The following is a 13,480-nucleotide window of genomic DNA, read 5'->3' as shown; positions in this document are numbered from 1 at the left end:
ATAGGTTCGTCGTTACGGCCGCAAAGCTTCGAACGAAAAGCTAGGGTAGCTGCCGAGCACGCGCACTTGGCATCCGATCGCTTCGATTTCGGCGATGGCGGACGGCAGCAGCACCGTGTCGGTCGACATTTCGATGTCGATCAGAAAATAATAATTGCCGAGCTTCTTCTTCGTCGGCCGCGATTCGATGCGGGACAGGTTGATGCGGCGCCACGAGAAGGCGGACAACACCTGATGCAGCGCGCCCGGGTAGTCTTCCGGCAGCGTCACCAGGATGGTCGTCTTATGCTTCTCCGACGTCCGCAGCGCGAACGGCTTCGGGCCGACCAGCAGGAACCGGGTGTAATTGTTGTCGTGGTCGGTCACCGCCGATTCCAGCACGTCGAGGCCGTTGTCGGCCGCGGCGGACACTTGGCCGATCGCCGTCCAGCCGCGTCCCGGATTGTCGCGGACGATGCGGACCGCCTCCGACGTGCTTCCGACATGCTCCAGCTCGGCATGCGGCAGATGCCGCTTCAAATATTGGGTGCACTGCGCCATGGCCACCGGATGGCTCATGACCTTCACGATGCGCCCGTACGCCAGGCTGCCGTCCGTCTCGGTCAATTCCGCGGAAGCCCCGATCAGGTTCTGAATGGAGGGATACACCCATTCGGCCTGGATCGGCAGGTTCACCTCGTCCACGAGCCAGTCGGTATGCAGGCTGACGGAGCCGTCGATCGTGTTCTCGATCGGAATGACGGCATAATCCGTCCGGCCTTCCGCCGTGGACAGGAAGACGTCCGCGATCATGCGGTGGTACTCGTACCGGATTTCGACGCCGAGGCCGTTCAGCATCAGCCGAGCGGCTTCGTCCGACGTCGATCCTTTGGTCAAACACGATGCGCTTATCATGCGTTGACTTCTCCTTTGATCCGTTCCATGAAGGAACCTTGGTTGCCGGCCGCTCCCGCGGTCAGCTCGGGACCGCGCTTGTCCGGCGTCAGCCACTTCGTCTCCGCCTCGATGCCGTGCGCGCGCAGCGTATCGAGCAGGAACGCTTCGAGCTCCGCCTTCCGCGCGCTCTTGCGGTCGACGAGCGCGAGCAGCGTCGGACCCGCTCCGCTCAAGGCGGCCCCGAGCGCGCCGTGCTCGGTCGCCCGCTCCAGGATGACCGACATGCCGGGCACGAGCGGCGCGCGGTACGGCTGATGCAGCTTGTCCCGCATGGCGAACGGAATGAGGTCCAGCCGGCCGCTCGCGAACGCCGCGACGAGCAGCGAGCTGTTCGCGACGTTGTAGACCGCGTCCTTCAGGTCCAGCTTCGCGGGCAGCGCGTGCCGCGCCTTCTCCGTCTGCAGCTGGAACGCCGGAATCGCGACCAGCACCTCCAGGTCGGCATGCGGCTCAAGGCGGACCTTCTCGGCGCGTTCGCCGTCCCAGGAGGATACGACGATGCCCCCGAAGAGGGAAGCGCCGACGTTGTCCGGATGGCCTTCCAGCCGCGAAGCGATCTGGAACAGCTCGTCCTCGCCCAGCTTGCCGCCGGACAACGCGTTCGCCGCCACGAGCGCGCCGACGATCGCCGTGGCGCTGCTGCCGAGCCCGCGCGTCAGCGGGATGTCGCTGTACATCGCGATGCGCAGCTCCGGCATGTCGACGCCGGCTTCGGCGAAAACCATTTGCGCGACCTTGTAGATCAAATTCGTCTTGTCCGTCGGTATGCCGCCCAAATCGTCGCCGTACAGTTCGACGACGGTGTTGCCTTCGACAGGTTCCATCTCGATCCACGAATACAACGACAAGGCCATGCCAAGCGTGTCGAAGCCCGGGCCGAGATTCGCCGTGCTGGCCGGAACCTTCACCAATACCTGGCCGTTTCTCATCCTACCGCACCCTCCATAATTGACGGATGGCGTCCTTAACCTTTGCTGCCCTGTCAGGTCTGTTCATCCGCTGCGTATTGTATTGCTTGCCCGTCGCCGTCTCGCCGCAAGCGAGAGCGGCTTGTTAGCCTTCCACGCGGTACACGCTCTTGACGGTCTTCACGACGTCCATCCGTTCGAACGAATTCAGCACGCGGTTTGCGGCCGCTTTGCTCGCGTCGTGCGTAATGATGATGATTTCCGCCTCCGGAATGTTCGGGTTCGGCTGCTGCACCACGGATTCCAGGCTGACCTCGTGCTCCGCGAACGCCTGCGTGATCTGGGCGAGCACCCCGGCGCGGTCGGCGACGTGCAGCAGAATGAAGTATTTCGAGGCGATCTGCTCGTCGGTTTTGAGCTTCTTTTCTTTATAGGCAAGCAATTCCTGCTTGCCGTTCACGCCGAGCTTGAGATTCTTCACGACCGCCACCAGGTCCGCCACGACGGACGTGGCCGTCGGCAGCTCGCCGGCGCCCGGGCCGTAAAACATCGTCTCGCCCACGGCCTCGCCATAGACGTACACCGCGTTGTACACGCCGTTAACGGACGCGATCGGATGCGACGTCTTCACCATCGTCGGCTGCACGCCGACGCTGATGTAATCGTCCTGGCGCTCCGCGATGCCGAGCAGCTTCACTTCGTAGCCGAGGCGCTTCGCGTACAGGATATCCTCGCGGCTGATCGCCGAAATCCCCTTGACGTCGACGTCCTCGAGCGCCACGTTCGCGCGGAAGCCGAGCGTCGCCAGGATCGTCATTTTGCGCGCCGCGTCCAAGCCTTCCACGTCGGAGGTCGGATCCGCTTCGGCGTAGCCGAGGTCCTGGGCCTCCTTCAGCACGTCGGCATAGGCCGCGCCTTCCTGGCTCATCTTCGTCAAAATATAGTTCGTCGTCCCGTTCACGATGCCCATGATCTTCGTGATCCGGTCGGAGGAGAAGCCTTCGATCAGCGTGCGGATGATCGGGATGCCCCCGGCCACGCTCGCTTCGTAGAGCACGTCGCAGCGGTTCTCCTGCGCGGCGGCGAGAATCTCCGGTCCGTGCAGCGCCATCAGGTCCTTGTTCGCCGTCACGACGTGCTTGCCGCGGGCCAGCGCTTCGAGAATGTACGTCCGGGTCGTTTCGATCCCGCCCATGACTTCGACGATGACGTCGATGTCGGGATGATGAATGACGTCCCATGCGTCCTCGGTCAATTTCGCGGGATCGATGCTGATGGATCTGGCCTTGCTTTTATTTTGCACGAGCACCTTCTCGATGACGATCGGGGAGCCGACCTGGCTTTGCAGGTCCGTCTGATGGCCTTCCACGATGCGCACGACGCCCGTTCCCACGGTGCCGAGTCCGAGCAATCCTACTTTAATCGGTTTCATTCCGTTTACCCTCCAACGTTAAAATCTATCCTTGGCCGATGATGGACGCCTTGCGGACGCCGTCCTGCCTGCGGAGCGCCTCCAAAAAATCGAACAGCGCGCCGCGCATGAGCGAGGTATCAACGGAAATGACGACGTTTGCCAGTCCCTGAAGCGGGATCGTTTGATGGATCGTCAGCACGTTTCCTTCGGAGCCGGCCACGAGGCCGAGCACTTTGGAGAGGACGCCCGAACGATGATCCAAATCCATCGATATCGTGACGATCGTCTCGCGCGCGAGCTGGTTCTGCGCGTAGACGCCGTCCTTGTACTTATAGAAGGCGCTGCGGCTGAGGCCGACCCGTTCGGCGGCTTCGTGAACGGTGGCGGCTTCGCCCCGGCGAAGCATTTCTTTGACCTGGATGGTCTTCACGATCGCTTCCGGCAGCATATCCTCGCGAACGACGTAATATCGTTCCTCCACTGGCCGTCCTCCCATCAAAGACATCTGTTCTTCCATAGAGGACATTATAACCAATAAACGAAGCCGCGGCAATAGACATTTCCTTGCCGTCCCCTCGCGCCCGCCGCCCAAACGAAAAAAGCCGCCGCGAGCCGCGCCTGCAACAGGGCAGACGGGGCTCCGGCAGCCGGGCTCCGGGATGCTAATCGTGGTAATAGAAGTCGCTTCCCTCGAAAAATTCGAACGAATAATCCCCGATGCGAACGATATCGCCGTCTTTCGCGCCGATCTTGCGCAGCGCCGCGTCGACGCCCATCATCCGCAGCGTCCGCGCGAACCGCATGATCGCGTCGTACGAATTGTTCAGGTTGACGCGCTTCATGAACTTCTCGATGTACGGGCTCTCCACGTAGAAACCTTCGTTCTCCTTGCCGACCTTGAAGGAGCGGTCTTCTTCCTGGTCCAGCCGGAACACCTTGCGTTCGGCCACGTCCCGCACTTCCTCGATCTGACGGGTCTCCGGCACGGTCTCGAGCAGGTCGGCCGCTTTGTAAAGCAGCTCCTGCACGCCCTGCTTCGTCAGCGAAGACATCGCCACGATCCGGTGCTCGGTCTCGTCGCCGCGCGCCGCCAGCTGTTCGCGGAACAGCGCGAGCTGCTCCTCCGCTTCCGGCATGTCCATCTTGTTCGCGACGATGATCTGCGGCCGCGTCGCGAGCGCGGCGTTGTACAGCTCCAGCTCCTGGTTGATCGTCACCCAATCCTGGTACGGATCGCGCCCCTCTGAGCCCGACATGTCCAGCACGTGCAGGATGATCCGCGTCCGCTCGACGTGGCGCAGGAAGTCGTGCCCGAGTCCGACGCCTTCGTGCGCGCCTTCGATCAGCCCCGGCAGGTCCGCCATAACGAAGCTGCGTCCGTCGCCGACGTCGACCACGCCGAGATTCGGCGAGATCGTCGTGAAGTGATAAGCGCCGATTTTCGGCTGCGCCGCCGACACGATCGACAGCAGCGTCGACTTGCCCACGCTCGGAAACCCGACGAGCCCGACGTCCGCCATGACCTTCAGCTCCAGAATGATCCAGCGCTCTTCGCCTTCCTCGCCGTTCTCCGCGAAATCCGGCGCCGGGTTGCTCGCCGTCGCGAACCGCGTGTTGCCGCGTCCGCCGCGTCCGCCGCGGGCTACGACGACTTCCGAGCCGTGCGTCGTCATGTCCGCGAGAATTTCGCCGGAATCGTCGTCGAGGATGACCGTTCCCGGCGGAATCCGGACGACCATGTCCTCCGCGTTCGACCCGTGCATCGTCTTCACTTTGCCGCGCTCGCCCCGCTCGCCCTTGAAATGCTTCTGGTAGCGGAAATCCATCAGCGTCCTGAGGCCGCTGTCCACGCGGAAGATGACGTCGCCGCCCTTGCCGCCGTCGCCGCCGGCCGGCCCGCCCTGCGGCACGTATTTTTCCCGGCGGTACGAGACGATGCCGTTCCCGCCGTCGCCGCCTTTAACGAATATTTTCGCCTTATCGACAAACATGTCTTTGCTTCCTCCGTTTACTTCCCAAGCTGCGCCTCAAGCATGAGCGTCCCTTTTGCCGGATCCCATTCCGTCGGCTCCAGCGGGGTGCCCTTAAGCGCCAGCTCGCAATTCTTCTTCCATGTCTCGCCGGAAGCCAGCTCGCCGTCGAAGTAGAACGACAGCATGAGCTTGTCTTCCTCCGCGGACAAATCCACCAGCAGCTTGGCCGGTTCCCCGCCGTTCGACGCCGCCGCTTCGCGGTATGCCCGAATCAGTTCTATGATCGCATGCGCCGCCCGTTCGCCGTTCGGGAACAGTTCGGCCAGGTTCACTTCTCCGTCGATGTCCATGTCAATAACCATCGCGTTGGTCGTCGTGCGGAACGATTGCAAAAACAGCACCAACGCGGGGACCCCGAGTTTGGCGATTTTGCTTTCCGTCTGCATCCGTTCCCTTATCTGTTCCACGCACTGGATCGTCTTATCCGTCTTGCCCATCCGAATATAGCCGTAGACGATTTGCAGGTCGTTCATCCAATCATGCCGGTGGTGATTCAGCGTCGCGATCGCGGCCCGCTGCATCGCGCGTTCCGCATCCTTGCGCCGTCCGGCCTGCTCCGCCGCGAGAGAGCGGTTCCACAATACCCACGCGCACGCCGTCCACGCCAGAAAAATTGCTATAAGCCATCGATGCATAGGCCAAACCAGAACCGCAGCCGCCGGCAGGATAACGGAAGCGGCCGCGTAATATCGGATGCGATTCATGACGACCGAGCCTACTTTCCTATTCTTTCCTAACCTTAACAGTATAGCACAAGGCTAGGGCGGCTGTCGCCGATTTAGCGGCGCCGACTCTCCGGCAAAAAAAAGAAAACCCCGGCCTGCGAGCAGACCGGGGAGTGTTTCTTATTCCGCCGCAGCGACCGCTGCCGCTGCAACCGGGTAAACGCTGACTTTCTTGCGATCGCGTCCCCAACGTTCGTATTTCACGACGCCTTCCACTTTCGCGAAGAGCGTATCGTCTTTGCCGATGCCGACGTTGTTGCCCGGATGAACTTTCGTTCCGCGTTGACGAACAAGAATGCTTCCCGCCGTTACCGTCTGGCCGTCGGCGCGTTTTGCGCCGAGACGTTTCGATTGGCTATCGCGTCCGTTCTTCGTCGAACCTACGCCTTTCTTCGAAGCGAAGAGCTGAAGATTCAGTTTCAACATGGATGTTCCCTCCTTCATTGACGAAATTGTTGATGAATGACGACAAACTTGCCGTACGAGGCCGCGATGGATTCGAGCATCACGATCATGCCCTCCAGAAGCAGCTGCGTCTTCGCGTCGGAATCCGCATCCGCTCCGGCGGGGATTTCGGATCGGAGCCAGCCGCTCTTCATCGAAGCCGGGAGCTCGACGCCCGCCAGCGCTTCGATCGCGTTCACCGTGCCGACCGATACGGCCGACACGCCGGCGCAAACGATGTCTTTGCCCGGATTGGCGAACTTGGCATGTCCCTCTATCGCGAACGATACGATCCGTCGATCGGCGGCGGACTGCCGCGCAATGGTGACCGTAATCATAGCGTTGCCTCTTACGCTTCGATCTTGCCAATCGTTACTTTGGAGTACGGTTGACGGTGACCTTGCTTACGGCGGTAGTTTTTCTTCGCTTTATATTTGTAAACGACGATTTTTTGGCCTCTGCCGTGCTTCTCGACGGTTGCCGTTACCGTAGCGCCGGATACGACCGGCGTGCCCGTAACGAGCTCTTCGCCTTTGGAAACAGCCAATACGCGGTCGAACGTGACGCTCGTGCCCTCTGCGGCATCCAGTTTCTCGATGTACAGTACGTCGCCCTCTTGTACTTTGTATTGCTTTCCGCCCGTTTCAATGATTGCAAACATGTGTTGCACCTCCTTATATCGAAGACTCGCCTGATTCAGGTGCCGCGTAAGCGGAGCTCGCGCGAGCTTCATAACCCGTTCTGTGCGGTAAACGCGTTTGCAATTCGCCTATCTCAATCGCAGACACCATAACATAATAACACATATCATGCCCGATAGCAACGCATAAATCAGGTATTTGCCCGGCCGCGCGGCCGCGGCTTGCCAAGAAGCTTTCCGCTGCCTAAGTACCCCGCTATCTCTTGCTGCTCCTTGATGCTTCTCGCTGTTCCTTACTTCTTCTAGCTCCAGCTACTCCTTGCTACTCCTTGCTACCCGTCGCTTCCTTCGCCGGCGGCGCCTTCTGCTCGCGCACCTTCTTGCGCGTCATCTCGAGCAGGCCGAGCCTTGTCCAGCCGACGACCTGGCACTTGGTCCGGTCGGAACGGACGCAGCGTTCGAGCAGCCCCATGACCTGTTCCCGGTGCAGCTCCTGCTCCATGTCGATGAAATCCACGATGATGATGCCGCCGACGTCGCGGAGCCGGAGCAGCCGCGCGATCTGCTCGGCCGCCTCCAAGTTCGTCCGGAATACCGTATCCTCCAGGTCGGAGGTGCCGACGAAGCGTCCCGTGTTGACGTCGATGACGGTTAGCGCCTCGGTCGCGTCCCAGACGAGGTCGCCTCCCGACTTGAGCCGGTAGCGGCGCTGGCACGCCTCCTGCATTTGCTCGTGAATATGCGCCTGCTGAAAGAGCGAAGCGCCGCCGATCACGGGCTCGAACAACCGCAGCCTCGGGAGCATGGCAGGCGCCAGCCGCTTCATCATGGACTTCGTCTTGCGGAAGACGGCGCCGTCGTCGATCCAGATCTGATCGATCTCGGCGGTCAGCAGATCCCGGACCAGCCGGTGCACGAGATCGGCGTCGCGATGCAGCAGCATCGGCGCCGAAGCCGATTCGCCGCGGTTGCGGATCTCCTGCCAGAGCTCGCGCAGAAACCGCACGTCTTCCTCCAGCGACTCCACGCTTTCGCCTTCGGCGGCCGTCCGCATGATGACGCCTTCTCCGGGCATACGGATCCGCTCCCCGATCGCGCGCATGCGGGAACGTTCCGATTCCGTGCTTACTTTCTTCGAGACGCCTATGTAATCGGCAATCGGCATATAGACGAGGAACCGGCCCGGCAGGGAGAAATGCGTGGTGACCCGCGCCCCTTTGCCGCCGAGCGGTTCCTTCATTACCTGCACGAGCAGCTCCTGGCCGGGCTGGAGCAGCCGGTTGATCTGCGGCTTCTCCTTCGGCTGGCGCTCCAGGTGCGGATGCAGCACGTCGTCGATGTACAGAAACGCGTTCTTCGGCAGTCCGATATCGACGAAGGCCGCCTGCATGCCGGGCAGCACGTTCACGACGCGCGCCTTATAGATGCTGCCGACGAGCTGGCCGGCGTTTTCGGTTTTTTCCATATAATATTCTTGCAGGGCATGATCGTCGACGATGGCGATTTGCAGCATGTCTTTCTGACCGTGTACGAGCATTTTTTTCATTCCATGACCTCCTGCCTCGGTCGGTCTCCACGGATACCTATTTTACATGAAAAGCTCCAAGACTGCACGGTCCGCTTTTCCGTCCGATAGAAATCCGCTCACGAGCCGCTGCTCCGGCAGCACGCCCAGCACGTCCCCCTGCTCCTCCATCACGACGATCAAATGGTAGCTGTCCCGTTTGAACAGCCGCAGCGCGGCGAGCACCGTATAGCCCTTCGGCACGATGATCGGAAACGCCCACGTCCCGCGGGTCACCGATTTGGACGCGGCAGACGCGCGGTTCGTCAGGAAGCGGAGAAAGAGGAACGGGATGTTGCGGCGGGTCGTCCAATTGCTCATCAGCAGGAAGACGCCGACGGCGATCAGGTTGAGATGCAGATGGATCGCGTTGCCGCTCGTCACGGCGGGCACGATCGCGCTCGCGACCATCAGCGCGCTGAAGAGAAGACTGATTCTTGTACCCCAGACGAGCGTGGCGTGAAACGTCAGCGTGCGGCTGAGACCCGCCAGCATGAGCTTCCCGCCGTCGAGCGGCAGGATCGGAAGCAGATTGAACAGCCCGATCATGAGGTTGGCTTCGTACACGTAAGCCGCCCAGGCCGGATCCCACGCGCCGGTATGCCCGAGCAGCCAGGCGGCGCCCGCCATCCACGCGTTCTGAAGAGGGCCGGCGATCGCCACCAGCGCCTCCTCCCTGGCCGGCAGCCCGCTCCCGTCCTCGACCTCCGCCACCCCGCCGAAGGGCAGCAGCTTCACCTCGCGCACCGTCCAGCCGAACCCCCTCGCCGCGAAGACATGGCCGAGCTCGTGAACGAGCACGATGGCGAACAGCGTCAGGAGCTCGGCGAAATAACCCGTAACGACGGAAGCGAGCATGACCAGCACGAAGAGCGGATGAACGGACCACCGGATGCCGCCAAGCTTAATCAATCGGAACGACGTCCGCGGGATCGACGTATCGGCCTTTCTCCTTTACGGCGAAGTAGAGCAAGCTCTGTCCGCCTTCCTCCTTCGACGCCTGCAGCTTGCCGAGCGTCTTGCCGGCTTCGACCCAGTCGTTGGCCACCACGATGACGCCGCTCAAATGGCTGTACACCGTCACGCGCTCTTTGGCGTGCTGCACGACGACGGTATCGCCGCCGTCCGCGTCCTTCGAGACGAGGATGACGCGGCCCGTCTCGGCCGCCAGCACCGTCTGTTCCGGGCTGCCCGCGATATCGACGCCGCTCAGCGTCTCCGCGAACGAACGCACGAGCGTGCCGGCGGGCAGCGGCGACACGATCGGCAGCTCCACGGCGCCTTCCGCGAGCCGGGATTCCTCGTCCTTGCCGTCCCCGAAGATCGGGATGAACGAAGGCGCCCCGGCGAACCATTTGCGGTACAAGGACGAAGCGGCGGAGTAATCCATGTTTTCGGTTAAGGCGGACGTGACGGCTTCCTGGCCTTTTTTGGCAACGGGCAAATCCGATTTGAACATCACGAACACGATCGCGAATAGCGCCGCGGCGATGGCCGACTGAATGAAAAGCCCCCGAACGATGAACCGATAGCCGCCCGGACGCTCCGGCGGCGGGCCGCCGTGCTTGGCGGCCTTGACGTCTTTGCTCGGCAAGGGGGCGATGTTCCAGCCGGCGGTCTCCCACGGATTCGGATTGGCTTTCCACATCCGCTCCGGATCTTGCTCGTCCCGCTGCCGCGCGGGCAAAGCCGGCAGCCTGTCCGGCAGCCCGGCGCCATTCTCCTGCCGCGACGTCCCCGCCGGCAGCGCGAAAGGCGCGTCCGGCCGCGGCCCGCGCCCCGGCCGCGGCTCCGCCTGCCGGTGCGCGGTCTGTCCGGCGCGTTCGGCGTTGTCTTGCATAATCCGGCGGATGCGTTCCTGCCGGCGGTCGCGAATGCTGTTGCGGGTACTCATAACCGATCCCTCCACCTATACGGCTTGTTCATTCCAGTATATGAGCGGCCGGGACGGGTTATGAGTTGACCGAAGGGGATCGTCCGCTACAGAACGCCGAGAATCCAGCCTTCCAGGGGCACGATCTTCTCCCGCGTCATAGGCGTCAGCGTCTGCAGCGCGAGATAGAGCGGCAGCGTGCCGGCGGCGTCTTGCTCGCGCAGCCAGCAGGACACCGCGTACGCGTCGCGCTCGTCCCGCTTCGCGAGCTCCGCCGGATACGCGTACCGGTTGTAGAAGAGCGACGGATACGCCTCGGCGACGACGCTCTTGCCCGCTTCCGGCAGCAGCCCGTCGAACGGCCAGACGTGCAGCACGTCGGCGTAGTCCCGGCGAAGCTCGTAGAGCCACGGGAGGCCGGCATGCGTCGAGAACGCGACCGAGATGAGCCTCGGATCGAGATTCAGCACGCTCTTGGCCGAGGACGTGAATTTCTCGGTCAGCCGCAGCTCCGCCGGATGGCCGTACGGCAGCGTCGGCGCGGCGACGGACGAGACCGGCCGTTCTTTCGCCGCGCCCCACAGCGCGTGGAAATGCCGCATGAAATCCCACCAGGTGCCGAATGCGGGCTTGACCGCCGTCGCTTCCCGAAAGTACGACAGCGGGAACGACAGGCCGTGGTCGATCCCGACGATCATCGCCCCCCGCCCGCCGCCGCGCTGCTCCTGCAGCCGATCCGCCAAGTAGCGGAACGCGCCTGCCCGGGACCAGCTGCTCCGGCCCATTGCCCGGACCGGCAGGCCGGCCGCGTCCGACTCGAAGATTTGGATCGCGGTATGCCGCTGCGAGGGCAGCCCTTTGCCGGAATAATCGATGCCTACGTAATGCGCGAACATGGTCGTTCCTCCTTCGAACCCTATTGCGAATGCTTGTATTCGTCCTTTCCGCGACAATGAGAAAAACCGCCCGGCGATGCCGGACGGTCAAGTGGCCAGTTCGTATTTCTCCTGATGCATCTTCACGCTGAAGACAATGCCGATGCACAGCATGTTGAGCAGCAGCGACGTGCCGCCGTAGCTGATGAACGGCAGCGTAATGCCGGTGATCGGCATCAGCCCGATCATCATGCCGATGTTCTGGAAGACTTGGAAGACGTACATCGACACGATGCCGATGATGATGAACGATCCCCGCAAGTCGTAACACTGGAAGGCGATGATGATCATCCTGTAGATCAGCAGGAAGTAGAGCATCAGCACGACGGCCGCTCCCTGGAACCCGAATTCTTCGCCGATGACGACGAAGATGGCGTCGGAGTACGGATACGGAATGAACTTGCGGTTTTTGGACTCGCCCTTCATGTACCCGTCCCCGGTCAAGCCGCCCGAGCCGATCGCGATCTTGGCCTTCTGGGCCTGATACACTTCCTTCTCGGAAGCCGTCTCCGGGTTGATGAAGCCGTTGATCCGTTCGTACCAGTGCAGCTTATGATGGCTTTCCGCGTAATCGTGAATTTGCTGGTTATACGTATTGAACAGGAACATGAAGACCATGAGGCTGCCGACGACGATCGTCAAACCGAGCAGCACGTGCGTGTACCGAACGTTGCCGATCCACAGCATGCCGAGCACGATGACCAAATAAATGATGGCATTGCCCAAGTCGGGCTGGATCATGACGAGCGCGAACGGCACGAACGAGAACGCCGCGACGACGAACAAATCCTGACGCACGCGCAGCGGGTCGCCCTGCCGCCTGCCCATCAGGTACGCGACGGTGATGATCAGAATGATCTTCACCATCTCGGCCGGCTGGAACTGCAGACCGCCCGGCAGCTGGAACCAACTCTTCGCGCCGTTGATTTCGGGCGCCGTCAAATAGACGACGACCAGCATAATCAAACCGAACCCGTACAGCACGTACCAGGCCTTCAAGTACAGCCGGTAATCGAAAAGAGCCGCGACCAGCGCCACGAAAAAGCCGAGCACGTAGAAAATGACGGTACGCACGTCGTAATTGGCGTAATCCGGGTTGCCGTAGGTCGCGCTGTGCACGAGCAGCGTGCTGACGACCGTAAACGCCAGCAGGATGAGGATCATGCTCACGTCGATTTTTTTCAGTTTATTCAGCACTTCCGAATCATCCTATTCCAAGAAACTTGCGGAATCGCTTCATGACGCCCGCCTTCTCTTCGAGCGGCATGAGCGGCACCATGTCGCCGAGCATCCGTCTCGCGATGTTGCGGTAAGCGATGGCTGCGCGGGACGAAGGATCCATGACGGTCGGCTCGCCGGCGTTCGCCGCCTTGATGACCTTCTCGTCGTCCGGGACGATGCCGAGCAGATCGATGGCGAGCACCTGGCAAATCTCGTCGATGTCCAGCATTTCCCCCGAACGGACCATATTGGCCCGGATCCGGTTGATGACGAGCCGCGCGGGCACCTGCGACTGCTCCAGCAGACCGATGACGCGGTCGGCGTCGCGGACGGCCGCGTTCTCCGGCGTCGTCACGATAATCGCGCGGTCGGCGCCGGCGATCGCGTTGCGGAAGCCCTGTTCGATGCCGGCCGGACAGTCGATGATGACATAGTCGTATTCCTTCTTCAGCTCGAGCACGATGTCCTTGACCTGTTCGGGCGTGATGTCGCTTTTGTCTTTCGTTTGGGCGGCCGGCAGCATGTACAGCTCCTCGAAACGCTTGTCCTTCACCAAAGCCTGGTTCAGCCTGCAGCGGCCTTCGGCGACGTCGATCAAATCGTAGATGATGCGGTTCTCGAGGCCCATGACCACGTCCAAATTGCGCAGGCCGATGTCGGTATCGACCATGCAAACCTTTTTGCCAAGCAAAGCGAGCGCCGTTCCGATATTGGCCGAAGTCGTCGTCTTGCCGACTCCGCCCTTGCCCGACGTGACTACAATCGCTTCCCCCATGACTTTCACACT

The 13,480-nt window shown here is 61.7% G+C and carries 15 protein-coding genes; all 15 read right to left on the bottom strand.

All coding sequences use genetic code 11. From position 1 onward, the window contains the following. Positions 1–12: 12 nt before the first annotated feature. The 15 genes from pheA to minD all read right to left on the bottom strand — a co-directional run bounded on the left by pheA (position 13) and on the right by minD (position 13,468). Entirely contained in the window at positions 13–894 is an 882-nt protein-coding gene (gene pheA, locus I8J29_RS14920) for a prephenate dehydratase (protein WP_208848357.1), read from the bottom strand. Beyond that, entirely contained in the window at positions 891–1,865 is a 975-nt protein-coding gene (gene thrB / locus I8J29_RS14915) for a homoserine kinase (protein WP_208848356.1), read from the bottom strand. Before thrB ends, pheA begins: the two co-directional genes overlap by 4 nt. A gap of 124 nt (positions 1,866–1,989) precedes the next feature. Then, on the bottom strand, positions 1,990–3,276 hold the full coding sequence (locus I8J29_RS14910) for a homoserine dehydrogenase (protein WP_090641673.1): 1,287 nt from the start codon (positions 3,274–3,276) through the stop codon (positions 1,990–1,992). 25 nt (positions 3,277–3,301) lie between these two features. Further along, positions 3,302–3,739, bottom strand: a complete 438-nt coding sequence (locus tag I8J29_RS14905; RefSeq protein ID WP_090641674.1) for an ACT domain-containing protein — start codon at positions 3,737–3,739, stop codon at positions 3,302–3,304. A gap of 181 nt (positions 3,740–3,920) precedes the next feature. Beyond that, positions 3,921–5,249 (bottom strand): GTPase ObgE, encoded by a 1,329-nt coding sequence (gene obgE, locus I8J29_RS14900; protein ID WP_208848355.1) that lies wholly within the window; start codon positions 5,247–5,249, stop codon positions 3,921–3,923. 17 nt (positions 5,250–5,266) lie between these two features. Continuing rightward, positions 5,267–5,872 (bottom strand): Spo0B domain-containing protein, encoded by a 606-nt coding sequence (locus I8J29_RS14895; RefSeq protein ID WP_208848354.1) that lies wholly within the window; start codon positions 5,870–5,872, stop codon positions 5,267–5,269. A gap of 264 nt (positions 5,873–6,136) precedes the next feature. After that, positions 6,137–6,442: a 50S ribosomal protein L27 gene (gene rpmA, locus I8J29_RS14890; protein WP_090641680.1), complete on the bottom strand. Its 306-nt coding sequence runs from the start codon at positions 6,440–6,442 to the stop codon at positions 6,137–6,139. Between the two features lie 14 nt (positions 6,443–6,456). Then, positions 6,457–6,798, bottom strand: a complete 342-nt coding sequence (locus I8J29_RS14885) for a ribosomal-processing cysteine protease Prp (protein WP_090641681.1) — start codon at positions 6,796–6,798, stop codon at positions 6,457–6,459. A gap of 11 nt (positions 6,799–6,809) precedes the next feature. Continuing rightward, the gene (gene rplU, locus I8J29_RS14880) at positions 6,810–7,121 is read right to left on the bottom strand and encodes a 50S ribosomal protein L21 (protein WP_090641683.1); all 312 of its coding nucleotides are present in this window, start codon (positions 7,119–7,121) and stop codon (positions 6,810–6,812) included. A gap of 301 nt (positions 7,122–7,422) precedes the next feature. Then, positions 7,423–8,646, bottom strand: a complete 1,224-nt coding sequence (locus tag I8J29_RS14875) for an Rne/Rng family ribonuclease (RefSeq protein WP_208848353.1) — start codon at positions 8,644–8,646, stop codon at positions 7,423–7,425. Between the two features lie 42 nt (positions 8,647–8,688). Beyond that, on the bottom strand, positions 8,689–9,576 hold the full coding sequence (locus tag I8J29_RS14870; protein ID WP_208848352.1) for a site-2 protease family protein: 888 nt from the start codon (positions 9,574–9,576) through the stop codon (positions 8,689–8,691). Continuing rightward, complete coding sequence (locus I8J29_RS14865; protein WP_208848351.1) at positions 9,569–10,558, bottom strand: M23 family metallopeptidase; 990 nt, start codon at positions 10,556–10,558, stop codon at positions 9,569–9,571. The genes I8J29_RS14870 and I8J29_RS14865 overlap by 8 nt, the downstream gene beginning before the upstream one ends. A gap of 86 nt (positions 10,559–10,644) precedes the next feature. Continuing rightward, entirely contained in the window at positions 10,645–11,433 is a 789-nt protein-coding gene (locus I8J29_RS14860) for a hypothetical protein (RefSeq protein WP_208848350.1), read from the bottom strand. Positions 11,434–11,520: 87 nt separating this feature from the next. Next, the gene (locus I8J29_RS14855; protein WP_208848349.1) at positions 11,521–12,669 is read right to left on the bottom strand and encodes an FtsW/RodA/SpoVE family cell cycle protein; all 1,149 of its coding nucleotides are present in this window, start codon (positions 12,667–12,669) and stop codon (positions 11,521–11,523) included. Positions 12,670–12,676: 7 nt separating this feature from the next. Next, on the bottom strand, positions 12,677–13,468 hold the full coding sequence (gene minD, locus I8J29_RS14850) for a septum site-determining protein MinD (protein WP_208848348.1): 792 nt from the start codon (positions 13,466–13,468) through the stop codon (positions 12,677–12,679). Between the last annotated feature and the right edge of the window lie 12 nt (positions 13,469–13,480).

This window comes from Paenibacillus artemisiicola (assembly GCF_017652985.1).
GTDB lineage: Bacteria > Bacillota > Bacilli > Paenibacillales > Paenibacillaceae > Paenibacillus_Z > Paenibacillus_Z artemisiicola.
The sequence above is the reverse complement of the archived record's forward strand: the minus strand, read 5'-3'. Positions and strand labels throughout refer to the sequence as shown.